The organism is Oceanirhabdus sp. W0125-5 (assembly GCF_027938815.1).
GTDB lineage: Bacteria > Bacillota > Clostridia > Clostridiales > Clostridiaceae > Oceanirhabdus.
Map to the genome: position 1 here is coordinate 686,864 of NZ_CP115913.1, position 15,776 is coordinate 702,639.

Consider the following 15,776-nt stretch of genomic DNA (forward strand, 5'->3'; position numbering starts at 1 on the left):
TGAGTAATCAAAATCATTTAATAAATTTAGGCAATCTTAATAATCAATTTTATGTGTAATAATTTGAAGAAATATTACGCTAAAATTGAATCTAATTGTTTCCTAATTTAATTATTAATATGATTTTGTCACACTTCCATGCTCATTCATGTTATACGATTTTAATAACACTGAATTTGCCGGATATCATCCCACCTTTAATTGTATTATTATTCATAACAATTATACATTATTTTGTAAAATAAGTCAAATAAGTGTTTACATGTATAGAAAATCATGGTAGTATATCATTAAATAATATATCATTAAATGATATATTATTTAATGATATACGTGAAAAGGGGAAAATTTATGAATATAGTAATGTATATATTTCAAGCTATTCTTTGTTATTTTTGTGTTATTACTATACATGAACTGGGGCATACAATTGTAGGCATATTATCAGGATTTCGTTTTGAACTATTTGTTGTAGGACCGTTTGGGGTAAAGCGAGATGAGAATGGTAAAATCATTCCATATATTGAGAAAAATAAAGCTATGTGGGGAGGATGTGCAGCTACTGTACCTATTAATGATAATAAAGATAATTTTAATAAATTTGCAAATGTGCTAATAGGAGGTCCTTTCGCCTCTCTTGTGTTTGGAATTATAATGTTATGTTTGTATGCGTATGAATCTAATTTTTTTATATTGTTGTTAGGTTCCATGGCAATCAGTATATCAGTGGCTACTTTAATACCAATGAGAGCGGGTTGTTTTTATACTGATGGTGGTAGGTGGTTAAGAATAAAGCGTAAAGGATATGATTCAAAAGTTGAAATGGGTATTTTTAACTTAACTCAATCTTATTATATAAATCAAAACTATTCAAAATTATCTTTAGAACATACTGAACTATTAATAAATGATAAAGATTATAGAAATCAGTATTTGGGACACTATTTTGCGTACTGTTATTTTAAAGATAATCAGGATAAAAATAATGGGGATATAAAAGTAAAAGTTATGAAAGACCTTGAAAGTAATGTACCTAAGAATTTCGTGAAATTACTTCCAATTGAAGATGTTCATATGTAAATAAAAAAATGGAGGAATAAATATGGCAAGAAAGAGTTCTTTTGATGAAGAGCAGTTAACAGATTCAGCCTATTATATATTACTCACATTAGTTGAGGAACAGCATGGTTATAGCATAATGCAGAATATAGAAGAGCTGACAGATGGAGAATTAAAGATAGGACCAGCATCATTATATACAATATTGAAAAAGATGCAAAGTGCAGAAATGATAAATCAAATTCAAAATGATAATGACAGAAGAAAAGTATACACTATTACAGATAAAGGTAGAACAGTTCTTTTAAAAGAGGTTAAAAGAAGAATAAGGATGGCTGAACATGGAAAAACAGTTTTAAACTTGTTAGAGGGGAGAAGTAAAAATGAAGCATAGCAGAAAAAAATTTAAATTTTCTATGGGGCTAGGGTTTGCTGAAGAGAAAGAGATGAAAATGTTAAGCAATATGGCAGCTAAAGGATGGATTTTTTACAAGTTTAAAGGGCTTGGGTATAAATTTAAAAAAGGCGAAAGTCAAGATTTAGTATATAATCTTGATAGCATGAAAATAAGTGGAGAAGATAAATCAGAATATCTAGAGGTTTTTAAAGCTGCTGGATGGGATTATGTATGTTCTGTTGGGGACTCAATTCATTTCTTTTCTGCAAAAACAGGAACTTTACCAATCTATTCTGATAAGCATACAAAACAAGAGCGTAATATTAGAACGATAAAGGATACTTTAAAAGCTGCAGGGTATATTATTTTATTTAGTATAATACTTTTATTGGCACAACATATACTTAAGGGTATTTTTAAGAATCATATTGTAAACAAGATATTATTTCTAGTAACAGCATTTTGTATAGGATATGCAGCTATGCTTGTGATATGTGTATTGTTCATTAGATTTAAGAAGAGAAAAATATAAATGAATAATTGAAAGAATCAGTCAGAGGAGAGACAACTTTGACTGTTTTTATTTTTTACACTAATAGGCACCGATGGTTATAAATTGCAACTTGAAATTTCATACCATACAATAAAAGCGAATAATTAAAAAAAATGTAGAAATTTGAAAAATCAAATTGACTATAAATTTTATTCCATGTATCCTTTTAAGTGGAGGAACTACATAATAATCTAAATGGGAGAGATCGTATGATAAAATTTAAAAAACTTAGTAGGAAACTTTTGGTGCTAATTGGACTAGCAGTAATACTAACTTTTTCTACAACAATTGGATTTATACTGATTCAATTTGAGAATACGGTTATGGATAAAGCGATTAATGAGGAAAGGGAAATGGCTAATAGGTATTCTCTTTATGTCAGGGCAGAATTGGAAGTTGCTATGGATGCAGCGCGGACATTAGCACAGACAGCAAAAGGTATTAGGAATTCAGGCAATCCTGATAGAGTGATGTTGAACAATATTATGAAACAAATTTTAGAAGATAATAGTAATTTTCTAACTGTTTGGAATATGTGGGAGCCGAATGCATTTGATGGTAAGGATGAAGAGTATGCTAACAGGAAAGCTGAAGGATATGATAAGACAGGGAGATTAGCAACTTATTGGTATAGAAAAGAAGGCAAGACTATCGTTGATTATAATGATGACTATAAGGCTAATTATTATATACTTCCCAAGAATAACAAACAAGAAACAATTCTTAATCCATACAAAGATGTTATTGACGTAAAGGAAATATTGATGACTAGTGTAATTGTTCCCGTTATGGAAGGGGATAAAGTACTAGGGGTTATAGGAATTGATATTTCACTAGAGTCATTACAAGATATGATAAAAGAATTAAAGTTTTACGGTAATGGATATGCTACTTTGATTTCAAATGAGGGTATAATAGTTGCACATAAAGAAGACAAGTATATAGATAAGCCTATTGATGAACGTACTGATGATGATATGGGTATTAAAGAAGAAATGATTAAAGCCAAAACTGCTATAAAATCAGGAAAACCATATGAGACAGTTATTGCATCAGAGGTTATAAATGAAGAGGTCTTTAGTATGTACAGTCCTATAAGTATTGGTAAATCACAAACTCCATGGTCAGTAGCAGTAAATATACCAACAGATGTAATATTGAAAGAAGCAAATAAAGTGAGAAATTATGCTATTTTTATGTCGGGAGTTTCTTTAATTATTATATTGTTAATTCTTTTCTTTATTATAAGAGGAACTGTGAAACCAATAAAAGGTACGATTAATATGCTAAAAGATATTGCTGAAGGTGAGGGTGATTTGACAAAACGACTAAAGAGTGACTCACAAGATGAAATCGGTGAATTAGTAAAATGGTTTAATTTGTTTATAGATAAGATTCAAGAGTTAATTGGACAAGTTCAAGAAAATGCTAATACAGTTGCACATTCAACTAACGAAATGACTACAGTAATTGATCATGCTAATATAGGAATGGAGCAAATTTCAAATGATGTAAATTCAGTATCAAGCAGTATTCAAAATAATGCTGGAATTATTACTGAGATAACATCATCTGTTGAAGATATGGCAATTACTTCAGAGTCCATTTCTAATAGTTCTCAAGCAGTATTCTCTGATAGTAAAATGGTATTAGATTCTGCCAATATAGGTATGAGAAATATGAATGAAGTTGTTGAGGTTAATGATAAAGCTAAAAATTCATCTGATGAAGTATATGGAATCATTAAGGCGCTTCAGGATTCATCAGAACGAGTAGGGGAAATAGTGGAAATTATCACAGGTATTTCAGATCAAACAAATTTACTAGCTTTAAATGCATCTATTGAGGCAGCAAGAGCGGCTGAACATGGAGCAGGGTTTGCTGTAGTAGCTAATGAAGTCAAGAATTTGGCAGAACAAAGCAAACAGGCAACTTCTAGAATCAGTGCTTTAATTGAAGAAATACAGAACAAGACTAGTATAGCTGATTTAGCAATTACTAAAGGTCAGGAATATGCTCAGATAAGTGCACATAAATCAAAAGATACAGAAGATCAATTTAAAAAAATATTAAAATTAATTGAAGACATTACTGGAAAACTAGAAGGAATTTCAGAATCATCAGTGCAGCAATCAACTGTTTCAGAAGAATTAAGACAGGCTATGGAGGAGATATCAGAAAGTACTCAAAATAGCGCTAACTCCATAAGTAAAATTAACAGTATTCTAGAGGAAGAAGTTAGTTCATTCGAAGAAATAGGAGCAAGTACAATGGACTTAAATAATATGACAAGAGATTTAAAAGAAAAAACAGATATGTTTAAGATTGATTAATCATGTATATTATATCATCACAAAGTTTTAAGAATTAGAATTGAAATTATCCAAATGGTTAAACTATATGTGTATTATTTGAACTGTACAATATTTAATTACTGCAAGGGAGTATAAGCGTTCCTTAATAATTAATATGTGAGTTTCAAGTATTGTATAATATTAATTCATAATCTTTGGGGTGATATATATGTTAATGAGAAGAGCACAGGAAATTTTTAATTCAAAAGGTGTATTCGATGTTAAGTACAATAATACTAATGTATGGATTAACGAATTAAATTTTGATAAGAATACTGCAATAATTAAAGATTTAAACAATAATCAAGTGATGGAAGTAGAAGTATCAAACTTAATTGAATCATAATAAACAGTAAATTGAAAGAACTTACATATATTTTGTAAGTTCTTTTGTTATATAAATAAAGAATTGTATCAATTTAACGATTGTGAGAATAATTTATCTAAGGTAAATTATTATTTCTTGACATGGAGTAAACTCCAACTAATATAATTTTATTAAGAGTAAAGTGATTGGGGGGATTTGATGAGGATTAGTGAAGTTAGTCAAAAATATGGTATATCTAATGATGCTTTAAGGTATTATGAAAAGCTAGGAATGTTAAAGCCAGATAGAAGTATGGGAAAAAGAGAATATTCTATTAGTGACTGTAACAAAATAAAGAGTATTCTGCAATTAAAGAAGCTTATGTTTACTTTAAGTGAAATAAAGGAAATACTTGAAGTTGACCAACAAGTTGATAGTAATATTTCCAAGGGAATAATAAGAGATGGAGATTTAGAGAGGCTCAAAAAAATTATATCTGATAAATTTGAGTATATTAGGGGATTAGAACAGGATATAAAGACAGCTAAGGAACAGTTAAAAGCTATTGAAACAAAGATTGAAATATTTTCGAAGGGGAAATGATATATTATGGAGATTTTTGATAAGGGGTTAAAAATAGGATATGGATGTTACGGATTAAGCGGTGCTTATGGGAAGAAGTTATGTGAAAGAGATAAAATAAATATACTAAATGCTGCTTATGATATGGGAATAAGATATTTTGATACCGCAAGCATATATGGGCATAGTGAAGAAATATTAGGTAAAGCGTTAGGTCGTAGGAGAAATGATATAATAATATCCACTAAAGCAGGTATTCAAAACAATAAAATCAGAATATCAGGTGATGAATTATTGAAATCATGTGAAAGCTCATTGAGAAGAATGAATACAGATTATATTGATATCTTTCATATTCATTATGGTAGCAAACAAAGTGATATTGAAGAAACTATAGAAGGGTTAGAATGTTTAAAGAGAAAAGGTTATATAAGAGAATACGGTATAGGTCATATGAATAATGAAGAACTTGGTGAGTACTTGAACAAAGGAAAGGTGTTTTCTGTTTTAACAGAGCTCAATATTATAAACAGCGAAAACTATAATTATATAAGAAGGTTTACTTCCAGTAAAAGCAATCAATTAGATTCAAGGACAAGCGGCGTTAAAATTATTCCCTTCAGTATAACAGCTAGAGGGTTATTGACTGGAGTAATAAATAAAAATACAAGATTTCTAGATAATGATATACGGTCTATAGATCCTTTATTTAATAAAGAGAGAATGAAGAGAGTATCAAAAGTAATTAAAGATATAGAAAAGTTAGCAGAAGAACACGGATGTACAATGGCACAATTGTCAATTTCATGGGTTACTAATAAAGAAGGGGTTTGGAAAGCTTTGACGGGTCCTACAAAAATTGAACATTTAATAGAGAATGTGAAGTCAATGGATATTAAGATAGACAAAAGAGTACTGGATAAGATTGATGAATTAATGGAAGCAGAGAGTAAGGTGAAAGATAGAGAAATCTATCAATGGATTAAAAGCTTTTTAGTCCAGTCGCCAAATAAAGATTTTATTCAAGAAATTAAGGATCTTATATATATTCTTGATTATTGTATAGATAAAGGGAGATTTAATGGGGACATAGGACTTCAATTATTCACAGAGTTGATTAGTATTAAGAATAATAGGGGTGAAATAGATAATAATATATTAAAGTTGAGAGATATAAAGGAACAAATTAAAAGGAATTTAGAGGATTATAAGTAAGGTGATTGATAATATAAGGATAATAGTATAAAATTAAAAGTGTATAATTCTGTAATTTATATAATTGAATTTTAAAATATTATTTAGGAGTTGGATGTCTAATGTGTTATCAAATTATTCTTTTAATTGATGTAGCTTAAGAATTGGTGAAGTATACCCTTTTTTAAGCATATCAATTAGAATAGTTATGATAACTTTCAACTGAGTTAAGAAATATTTATTAGTTAGAACCAGGAAATTATTATATTTCATTCTATTGATTGCAATTTATGATTAATATGAGCGATGGATAATAATAGAGGGGTTCTTTTATTATGTCCATTTTCATAATCAGAAATGGAGAGATAATTATGAAAAAGTATTTTAATAGATTAAGCAGTTTTAATAAAATAAGTAGTTTTAATAAATTAAAAGGTATGCATGCCTTTAAGTTAATGTGGTTTGGACAACTCATATCTACTCTGGGAACAGAAATGACCAAGTTTACTCTGTTAATATGGGCTTATGAACAAACGGGAAGAGCCACAACTTCAGCTATGCTAGGATTTTGTTCCGTTATTCCATATGTAATATTATCTCCTTTAGCAGGAAGCATCGTTGATAGATATGACAGGAAAAAAATTCTTATTATTTCTGACTTAATGTCTGGGGCAATGACAGTTGGAATGTTCATACTTCTATTAATGGGAAAATTAGAGGTATATCATATGTTTATAATGGAAACATTAGCAAGCGTATTTGGGTGTTTTCAATATCCTGCATACTCTGCTTCAATAACTGTAATGCTTGATAAAAAGGATTATGTAAAGGTAAACGGTATGCGTTCTTTATCAGGGTATGCATCCACAATGGCAGCACCTTTATTGGCAGGTATATTACTTAGCATTATTGGAATTGAAGGTGTAATGATTATAGATATAATAACGTTTAGTTTTGCAGTTTTATCATTAACCTTAGTATGCATTCCAGTTATAAATTCAAGTAAAGGTAACAAAAATTTATGGTTTAAGGATTTTATAGTTGGATTTAAATATTTAAGTAACAAAAAAGGATTACTATATTTAATGGGTTTCTTTTGTATCATAAATCTTATCAGTACTATGACATACTTTGGGATATTAACTCCAATGATATTAGCTAGAAGTGGAAATAATGAGATGATACTTTCAATAATAAGAACACTTCTTGGAATTGGTGGAGTAGTGGGTAGTATATTGGTTACAAGATATCGTTTAAGGGTTAAAAAAGTTAAGATAATATTTTTAGCAGGAGCATTATCCTTCATAATTGGAGATATACTTTTAGCATCTTGCAATACAATGCTATGGTATGTTGGCGCATTTGCCTCAGCTCTATTTATTCCTTTTATATCATCTAATAATAATACTCTATGGCATATAAATGTGGAACCAGAAATTCAGGGAAGAGTATTTTCCATAAGAAGTATGATACAACAATCAACATCTTCTATTGGATACGTAATTGGTGGAATCTTAGCAGATTATATATTTGAACCAATGGTTGGTAATAACAGTGTTATTATTGAAATGATGAAAGGATATATAGGTAATGGAAAGGGAACAGGTATGGCGATGATGTTCATATGTACAGGATTATTTGGAGGCGTAATATGTTTATTAGGTTATAAAAATAAGGCTATTATTGCATTGGAAGATGAAAGTGAAGAAACTATATCTATGGGTGCATAGGATTATAGAATAATAAATTAGAGGGACAGTTCTCAATAAATTGCTATTTGTACAGTTCATTAAGTACAAAAACTTGAGAACTGTCCCCTGATTTTTGGATAGTATTCAAAATCTAAATTTGCTAAAGTTATAAAGAAAGTATATAATTAAATTAAATTTGAAACCGGTTACAAAAGAGATGGTGATAAGATTATGAAAATGAGTGATATTGCAAAGCTTGCTGGAGTATCTAAAGCTACAGTGTCTAGAGTTATAAATGATTCTCAAAATGTAAGTAGTGAATTAAGATTAAAAGTAGAAAAAGTTATAAAAGAAACAGGATATAAACCTAATTTACTAGCTCAAGAGCTTGCAACTAATAAAACAAATATGATTGGGATAATATTACCTAATATAGGTATAGATACATTTTCAAGTGTAACAGAAGGAATAACAGATATACTGGAGAGTAAGGGATACAATGTATTACTTGCAAATTCAAATGAAAATATCGAAAAGGAAGTTGAATATATTAAAATATTTAATAGAAAACAGGTGGATGGTATAATAATTTTCCCAGTAGATATTACTCAAATGCATATAGATGCTATTGATAGTATTAAGGTTCCAGTGGTTGTAATAGGTCAAGAAAATGAAAATCTTCAGGTATCCAGTGTATTATATGATGATTTTAATGCTGTTAAAGATATTACAAAGTTAATGATTAGAAATGGGCATAAAAAAATTGCATATATTGGATTAGATGATAGAAGAGAATCTATTGGAAAGTTAAGAAGAGCAGGATATATAGAAGCTATGAAATTAGCCCAAATACCAATTAGAGAGGAATATATACAAATAAGTAACTTATCAATTCTATCTGGATATGAAGCAATGAAACATATAATTGATAGAAATAAGGAGTTACCAACAGCAGTAGTTGCTGCAGCAGATAGATTAGCTATAGGCGCTATGAAATATTTGAAAGAAAAGAAATTTAAAATACCAGAAGAGGTTTCTGTAGTTGGAATAGATAACATGGAGATATCATCGATAATTGAACCAAGTTTGACAACTGTAGATTTTGATTATAAAAAGTCAGGTGAGAAGGCTGCTGAAATGATTCTTAATAAAATACAATCAAAGATCAATGAAAATGAGAAATATGTTTTAGGATATGATATTGTGCGCAGAAAAAGTGAGGGTTTATTAAAATAATAAAGCTCATTTTGGCGTTAAAAAAGATATTCAAAATAAAAAGTAATTTATGGGTTTTGAAACCGGTTACACGAGGAGGAATATTAATGGAAAGAATGTATGAAAAAGTATGTGAATCAGCTAAGTATATTAAGGAAAATGCAACAATGCAGCCAAAGATAGGGGTTATACTAGGGTCAGGTTTAGGAGATCTTGTTGATGTAATTGAAGATAAGGAGTACATTGAATATAAAGATATACCGAATTTTCCACAATCTACAGTGAAAGGTCATAAAGGAAGATTAGTTTTTGGAAAAATTAATGGTGTAGAAATAATGGCTATGCAAGGTAGATTTCATTTTTATGAGGGATATACAATGAAAGAGGTTGCTTATCCTGTATTTGTTATGAAGCAGTTAGGAATAGAAAATATGATTGTTACTAATGCTTGTGGAGGAATAAATACTGATTTTAAACCAGGAACATTAATGATAATTACTGATTTTATAAATCTATTTGGGGATAATCCTCTTATTGGAGTTAATGATGAAAGATTTGGAGTGCGTTTCCCTGATATGTCTGAGCCATATAGCCTTTCTATAATCAGTAAAGCTGAAAGAATTGCAAGTGAATTAGATATAGAGTATAAAAAAGGAATATATGCTGGATTTATGGGGCCATACTATGAAACAGCAGCAGAGATTAGATCAATTGGTGGTCAAGGAGCTGATGCAGTTGGTATGTCAACAGTTCCAGAAACAATTGCAGCAAATTATTTAGGAATCAAAGTATTAGGGATATCATGCATAACTAATATGGCAACAGGAATACAGAAGGTAAAACATTCACATGATAGAGTTGTGGAGACTGCTAAGAAGGCATCGGTAAATCTTTGTAAATGGGTTGAGAAGATTATAGAAGAGATATAAATGATAAATCATAAGGGACAGTTCTCAAGAATAAGGGAAAATTAAGGGGACAGTTCTCAATATTTTAGGATATAAAATAGTATGACAAATATATTTCCGCTAAATATTGAGAACTGTCCCTTAATAATTTTATATAATTATAGATATTTATATAAAGATTGAGGTGTTTCATATGAAAAAAGTTCTAATTACAGGAGGCGGAAGTGGTCTTGGAAAAGCTCTTGCAGAGGTATATGGGAAGAAAAATTATCATATTATTTTAGTTGGTAGAACTGAATATAAGCTTAAAATAGCTGTAGATGATTTAAAGAATAAAGAAATATCATGTGAATATTTGTTATGCGATATAAGTGAAAACAATCAGATAAATGAGCTATTCAAAAATATAAAGGATAAGTACAATAATATTGATTATTTAATAAACAATGCAGGAGTAGGATACTTTGGACCATTAAATCATTCAACATTAGAAGAGATAGATAATATGTTTGATGTTAATGTTAAAGGTACTATATTGATGACTCAAAAGTTCATTGCAATTACACAAGAAAGAGTATTGAATATAATATCTACAGCAGGTTTAAGGGGAAAAGTTAATGAATCAGTATATGCGGCAAGCAAGTTTGCTGTGAGAGGATTTACGGAGAGTATACAAAAGGAGTTTAGTCATTTAGATTTAAGGATAACAGCAGTTTATATGGGAGGAATGGATACCCCGTTCTGGGATGAGTCTACTCACATTGCAGATAAGAGTAGATTGAGGTCACCTATAGAAGTTGCTAAAGAAATTGAAGCTAATGATGATGGAAGAGAAGAAATACTTATAGGAAAATAGCGTTCCCTAAAGATATGAATACTAAATTAATTAACAAACCTTGTATAGCTGGAGATTTCCAATTACACAAGGTTATTTATTTTCAGTAAATATTAAATAGAGACTTTATCAAATTCAATTTCAATTTCAACCCCATAATGATCAGAAACAAAAGGTTCGTTTTTTCCATTGAAAATACATTTTGAGGATAGTACATTCAAGTTTTTATTAGTAAGAATCCAATCAATACGGTGTTCTTTGTTTTTACTTCTTCCTTCCCAACCGTGGATTTCAAATTCAATTGTAACCCCATTATCTTTTGTTTGAGCAAGAGAATAAGTATCATATAAGTTTTTTGATAGGCAATAATCATATCCTTCTTCAGCAATAAATGCATCATTATTAAAATCACCCATTAAGAAACTAGGAATTTCTTCATCTAGGTAATTAAGTAATTTATCTATCTGAGAATCAAACTTATCTTGAATATCGTCCCACCATCCAAGGTGAACTGAATAGAAATCATATATTTGAGAATTTATTTCTATACGTGTACATATTATTTTTCTAGTTTTCCAATTATCACGAGTGGTTGACGAAGAAACAATAAAAGAATTTTCTTCTATTAAAGGATATTTTGATAATATTGCTACCCCTTCTTCATATTTATCAAAACCAATATGGGATATATCCCATGTTAGGTAATATTTATGATCAGATATTTCTTCAAGAAATGTTTTTATTAAGAAGGCTGTGTTATCTTTGTGAATATTGTCGTAAACGGTATCTGAGGAAATTAATTGACTAACCTCTTGAAGGGCTATAACATCGTAGTCATTTTTATGTATAGTTTCAGCTATAATTTTTAATTTATCAATTTGATTATCTTCTTGCCATGAGTGACAATTTAAAGTTAGTAACTTCATTTTAACCTCCTCTAGTACATCAAGTGTTTATCCAACAACAAGTATACATGGATATTAATGAGAATTCAATTTATAAGTAATTAAGTTTATAATTTATGTATTAAATAAATATAGTCATTCTATACCTATTAAATTTATGTCATTTAATAAATAATATAATTATAGAGAGTTGAGTTTAAGAACTCAAGATGTGATAAGCTCTACTTTTCATCAAGTTATATACGTATTGAATAAAAGAGCAAATTTATATTACAAAAGGAGATGTAAATATGAAAAAAATGAATATTTCAGAGAGAATTATAAAAAAACAGGCATGGTGCTTGCAAAGGTAAAGATTAATTCAATGAAATGTTTTATCAAGTCCATGCCGAAATTGGAGGCATAATTTGATTAAGAATAAAACAATAATTAATGAAATAAATAATAAAAAGAAAATAATTAATTTAGGTATTGTTGCACATGTTGACGCTGGTAAAACAACAGTTACAGAGAATTTATTATATATGAGTGGTGCTATAAGAGAAATTGGAAGAGTTGATAATGGTAATACTCAAACAGACTCAATGGATATAGAAAGGAAAAGAGGAATATCTATAAAATCTACCCCTATATCTATTACTATAAATGGGAATAAGATAAATATTATAGATACCCCTGGACATGTAGAATTTGTGGCTGAGGTTGAGAGAGCACTGAGTATACTTGACTGCGCTGTATTGGTTATATCAGCAAAAGAAGGAGTTCAATCGCATACGAGAGTACTATTTAAGATTTTAAAGTCCTTAGAAATACCTACAATAATATTTATTAATAAAGTAGATAGACTTGGAGTAGATTGCGAAGAGTTGATTAAAGATATAAGAGAATTATTGAGTGAAAATATAGTGAGACTTCAGAGTATAGATAATCAAGGCACTAGAGAAGTAACGATAGGAAATATATTAAATGATAGTGAGATTATTGAGGAAGCTATAGAAAGACTATGTGATATAGATGAGTTAACGTTGGAGAGATATTTGGAGGCAGAACTCTTTGAAGAAAACTATGTAATAAATAGGATAATTCATGAGAGTAATAAATGTAAATTATACCCTGTGTTTTTTGGGTCGGCTTTGCTTGGATTAGGGATTAATGAAATATTTAATTATATACCTGAAATGTTTAATGTTAATGATAAAACTAATAAGGATTTATCAGGTAGGGTATTTAAGATAACTCACAATAAAAATGGGGAAAAAGAGATATTTGTTAAGGTCTATGATGGGGAACTTAGCGTTAGAGATACAGTGAAAATTCATGATAGTAATAGAACATTTAAAGTTAAAAAAGTAAAAGTATTAGAAGAAGGTAGAAATATTGAAGCTAATAAGATTACTAAGGGAGATATAGGGGTTATCTATGGTACTGATAATTTGAATGTTGGAGATATTTTAGGATATAGAAGTAGTGATATGAAGGTTGCCAGCATAGCTAAACCGACTATTAAGACTGCTGTAAAGTGTATAAATCCAAGAGAAAAGGTAGCTCTTTTCGAAGCTCTTAAAAGGTTAAGTATTGAAGATCCATTGTTGAATTTAGAAGTAGATGATTATACAAAAGAAATTTATATTAGTATCATTGGAGAGATTCAGATAGATATAATTAAGGAAATATTAGAGGACCAGTTTGGTTTAATGGTTATATTTGATGATGTTCATACTATATATAAGGAAGCACCTATTGGAGTGGGAGAGAGTATAATGCCTATTTACAGAGGGAAAAATCCTTTTGCTGCAGGGGTAGGTATAAGAGTAGAGCCAGCTAAAAGAGGAACTGGAATAATTTATGAAGCAGAGGTTTCATATGGAGATCTTTTAAAACCCTTTCAGAATGCTGTGAGAGAAGCTGTTTTTGATACGTGTAAACGAGGATTAAAAGGATGGGAAATGACTGATATGAAAGTTATATTTTTCTATTCAGACTATGATAGTGTATGCAGCACACCTGCTGATTTTAGAAATCTTACCCCATTGGTTTTAATGAGGGCAATAAAAGCGGCGGGTACACAAATTTTAGAACCATATGCTAGTTTTGAACTGAATGTTCCTAAAGCAGTTGGAGGTAAAGCTATTTCTGATATTGAAATTATGAGGGGAAAAGTTAATGATATATCAAATTCAAGTAGTGAATTAGAGATAAATGGAATAATTCCCTCCGATACATCGCATAAATATGGTACGGTTGTTTCCTCTTATACTGAGGGAAGAGGAATTTTTAACAGTGAATTTTTTGAGTATAGAAAGGTATCAGGGAATATATGCGTTGAAAGGGAAAAGGGGAAAAATCATCCTTTTAACGAGGAAATGTATCTTATGTATAAGATTAATGCTATAAAATAGAAGAAGATTAAATAGGGGACAGTTCTCAAGAAATTAGAATTTAAGGGCAATTTCTTGGGAATTGTCCCTTTGAGTTTTTTAGGCAGAATTACTGATTTCTTGAGAACTGTCCCTAAGGATTAGATTTCAGATATAACAATTTCAATGTTATGACTCCAGCTATCTAAAACATCTTCAGGAGGATATTGAGTATACTCTATCAGTTCAGAAGGGTAAGAAGTAACATAGTAAGTGCTTTTTTCAGTACCTAATGGGTTATTCCAGTGTAGTATTATTCTGGGGTTATCTACACCTTTTAGAGGATTGGCTGTAGTATAAGTAACGGAACCTTTGGGGCCATTAACATATGATATCCCCTCATTATTAACTGAAAAGGTGGTTTTATCACCTGAAGAAATTATTGATCCAGGGAGTTCCTCATCCTCCCAAGGTCCTTTTCTGAAATGACCACCTTTTAGTTCTACATTTGTCCGTATTAAGGTAGTATTTAGATTATTTTTTATGGTTATATTAGATTCTCTGATATAGAGATCATTTATATCTCTGAAAGTTTCATCGTAACAATCATTATAATGCATATTAATTCCTTCCGTTAATATAAGTAATTCAATGTATTATATGATGTATTAATTATTTTTGTTCTCTATTGAATATGTAAAAGTGAGTGTATAATTATGATATAAATATTAATGTACAGAGGTACGGAAATGGAAAAATTAAAGAAATTAAGTTGGCATTTTGAATATATAGATACACCTATAGGAGTTATAGAGATTTGTGGAAATGAAAAAGCTATAACTAGTATATTATTCTTGGATGATTTAAATAAAGAGTCATATGTTAATTATATAGAAAAGGAAAATTATAAAATAAATAATAATCATATTGGAGCAGTATCCGAGGTTGTTGCTTTGAGCAAGAAACAGTTGGAAGAATATTTTAAAGGCGAGAGGAAGAGTTTTCAAATACCTATAGAATTTGAGGGTACAGAGTTTCAAAAAAAATCATGGGATCAATTGACCAAGATTCCTTATGGAGAAACTATATCTTATAAGGAACAAGCTATAGCCATGGGAAGAGAAAAATCAGTAAGAGCTGTTGGAGCAGCTAATGGGAAAAATAAAATAAGTATCATTATACCTTGTCATAGGGTGATTGGAAGTAATGGTAAATTAACTGGATATGCAGGTGGAATAGAGAGAAAAGCTTGGTTATTAGAACATGAGAGGAAGCATAAGTAAGTTGCTAGTCAGCTATAAAAAATCATTTGGATTAATATTGATAGCAAGTAGTTTTTAGGAATCAACCACTTAATATTACTCTAGTTTATTTTTTTTAAGCTGATATAATAGATTTTAGACAATAATTGATGGAGTA

At 29.7% G+C, this 15,776-nt stretch carries 15 protein-coding genes; 13 read left to right on the forward strand and 2 right to left on the reverse strand.

What is annotated here, in order from left to right; genetic code table 11:
• Positions 1–351 precede the first annotated feature (351 nt).
• From OW730_RS03370 to OW730_RS03420, 11 genes are all read left to right on the forward strand, one after another.
• The gene (locus OW730_RS03370; protein ID WP_271227687.1) at positions 352–1,080 is read left to right on the forward strand and encodes a M50 family metallopeptidase; all 729 of its coding nucleotides are present in this window, start codon (positions 352–354) and stop codon (positions 1,078–1,080) included.
• Between the two features lie 22 nt (positions 1,081–1,102).
• On the forward strand, positions 1,103–1,453 hold the full coding sequence (locus tag OW730_RS03375) for a PadR family transcriptional regulator (RefSeq protein ID WP_271227688.1): 351 nt from the start codon (positions 1,103–1,105) through the stop codon (positions 1,451–1,453).
• Entirely contained in the window at positions 1,443–1,988 is a 546-nt protein-coding gene (locus OW730_RS03380; protein ID WP_271227689.1) for a DUF2812 domain-containing protein, read from the forward strand. The genes OW730_RS03375 and OW730_RS03380 overlap by 11 nt, the downstream gene beginning before the upstream one ends.
• Before the next feature lie 230 nt (positions 1,989–2,218).
• Complete coding sequence (locus tag OW730_RS03385; protein ID WP_271227690.1) at positions 2,219–4,342, forward strand: methyl-accepting chemotaxis protein; 2,124 nt, start codon at positions 2,219–2,221, stop codon at positions 4,340–4,342.
• A gap of 190 nt (positions 4,343–4,532) precedes the next feature.
• A complete protein-coding gene (locus OW730_RS03390) occupies positions 4,533–4,709 on the forward strand; it encodes an H-type small acid-soluble spore protein (protein ID WP_271227691.1) in 177 nt (58 codons plus the stop codon).
• Positions 4,710–4,889: 180 nt separating this feature from the next.
• Complete coding sequence (locus OW730_RS03395; protein ID WP_271227692.1) at positions 4,890–5,273, forward strand: MerR family transcriptional regulator; 384 nt, start codon at positions 4,890–4,892, stop codon at positions 5,271–5,273.
• Between the two features lie 6 nt (positions 5,274–5,279).
• Positions 5,280–6,467: an aldo/keto reductase gene (locus tag OW730_RS03400; protein WP_271227693.1), complete on the forward strand. Its 1,188-nt coding sequence runs from the start codon at positions 5,280–5,282 to the stop codon at positions 6,465–6,467.
• A 350-nt stretch (positions 6,468–6,817) separates the two neighbouring features.
• A complete protein-coding gene (locus OW730_RS03405; RefSeq protein ID WP_271227694.1) occupies positions 6,818–8,176 on the forward strand; it encodes an MFS transporter in 1,359 nt (452 codons plus the stop codon).
• Positions 8,177–8,368: 192 nt separating this feature from the next.
• Entirely contained in the window at positions 8,369–9,373 is a 1,005-nt protein-coding gene (locus OW730_RS03410) for a LacI family DNA-binding transcriptional regulator (protein ID WP_271227695.1), read from the forward strand.
• 95 nt (positions 9,374–9,468) lie between these two features.
• On the forward strand, positions 9,469–10,281 hold the full coding sequence (locus OW730_RS03415) for a purine-nucleoside phosphorylase (protein WP_271229509.1): 813 nt from the start codon (positions 9,469–9,471) through the stop codon (positions 10,279–10,281).
• A gap of 172 nt (positions 10,282–10,453) precedes the next feature.
• A complete protein-coding gene (locus tag OW730_RS03420; RefSeq protein WP_271227696.1) occupies positions 10,454–11,116 on the forward strand; it encodes an SDR family NAD(P)-dependent oxidoreductase in 663 nt (220 codons plus the stop codon).
• 92 nt (positions 11,117–11,208) lie between these two features.
• Here the strand turns inward: OW730_RS03420 and OW730_RS03425 are convergent, their stop codons facing one another.
• The gene (locus tag OW730_RS03425) at positions 11,209–12,021 is read right to left on the reverse strand and encodes an endonuclease/exonuclease/phosphatase family protein (protein WP_271227697.1); all 813 of its coding nucleotides are present in this window, start codon (positions 12,019–12,021) and stop codon (positions 11,209–11,211) included.
• Between the two features lie 386 nt (positions 12,022–12,407).
• On the opposite strand from OW730_RS03425, the gene OW730_RS03430 reads away from it, so the two are divergent.
• The gene (locus OW730_RS03430) at positions 12,408–14,399 is read left to right on the forward strand and encodes an elongation factor G (RefSeq protein WP_271227698.1); all 1,992 of its coding nucleotides are present in this window, start codon (positions 12,408–12,410) and stop codon (positions 14,397–14,399) included.
• 119 nt (positions 14,400–14,518) lie between these two features.
• On the opposite strand, the gene OW730_RS03435 is transcribed toward OW730_RS03430, so the two are convergent.
• Positions 14,519–14,977, reverse strand: a complete 459-nt coding sequence (locus OW730_RS03435; RefSeq protein ID WP_271227699.1) for a hypothetical protein — start codon at positions 14,975–14,977, stop codon at positions 14,519–14,521.
• Between the two features lie 129 nt (positions 14,978–15,106).
• Here OW730_RS03435 and OW730_RS03440 point away from each other — a divergent pair, with 129 nt between their 5' ends.
• The gene (locus OW730_RS03440) at positions 15,107–15,640 is read left to right on the forward strand and encodes a methylated-DNA--[protein]-cysteine S-methyltransferase (protein WP_271227700.1); all 534 of its coding nucleotides are present in this window, start codon (positions 15,107–15,109) and stop codon (positions 15,638–15,640) included.
• Positions 15,641–15,776: the final 136 nt, after the last annotated feature.

Bases quoted from the DNA above. Each gene is read 5' to 3' on its own strand.
- OW730_RS03370 (WP_271227687.1), top strand. From the start codon at position 352: ATGAATATAGTAATGTATATATTTCAAGCTATTCTTTGTTATTTTTGT.
- OW730_RS03375 (WP_271227688.1), top strand. From the start codon at position 1,103: ATGGCAAGAAAGAGTTCTTTTGATGAAGAGCAGTTAACAGATTCAGCC.
- OW730_RS03380 (WP_271227689.1), top strand. From the start codon at position 1,443: ATGAAGCATAGCAGAAAAAAATTTAAATTTTCTATGGGGCTAGGGTTT.
- OW730_RS03385 (WP_271227690.1), top strand. From the start codon at position 2,219: ATGATAAAATTTAAAAAACTTAGTAGGAAACTTTTGGTGCTAATTGGA.
- OW730_RS03390 (WP_271227691.1), top strand. From the start codon at position 4,533: ATGTTAATGAGAAGAGCACAGGAAATTTTTAATTCAAAAGGTGTATTC.
- OW730_RS03395 (WP_271227692.1), top strand. From the start codon at position 4,890: ATGAGGATTAGTGAAGTTAGTCAAAAATATGGTATATCTAATGATGCT.
- OW730_RS03400 (WP_271227693.1), top strand. From the start codon at position 5,280: ATGGAGATTTTTGATAAGGGGTTAAAAATAGGATATGGATGTTACGGA.
- OW730_RS03405 (WP_271227694.1), top strand. From the start codon at position 6,818: ATGAAAAAGTATTTTAATAGATTAAGCAGTTTTAATAAAATAAGTAGT.
- OW730_RS03410 (WP_271227695.1), top strand. From the start codon at position 8,369: ATGAAAATGAGTGATATTGCAAAGCTTGCTGGAGTATCTAAAGCTACA.
- OW730_RS03415 (WP_271229509.1), top strand. From the start codon at position 9,469: ATGTATGAAAAAGTATGTGAATCAGCTAAGTATATTAAGGAAAATGCA.
- OW730_RS03420 (WP_271227696.1), top strand. From the start codon at position 10,454: ATGAAAAAAGTTCTAATTACAGGAGGCGGAAGTGGTCTTGGAAAAGCT.
- OW730_RS03425 (WP_271227697.1), bottom strand. From the start codon at position 12,021: ATGAAGTTACTAACTTTAAATTGTCACTCATGGCAAGAAGATAATCAA.
- OW730_RS03435 (WP_271227699.1), bottom strand. From the start codon at position 14,977: ATGCATTATAATGATTGTTACGATGAAACTTTCAGAGATATAAATGAT.
- OW730_RS03440 (WP_271227700.1), top strand. From the start codon at position 15,107: ATGGAAAAATTAAAGAAATTAAGTTGGCATTTTGAATATATAGATACA.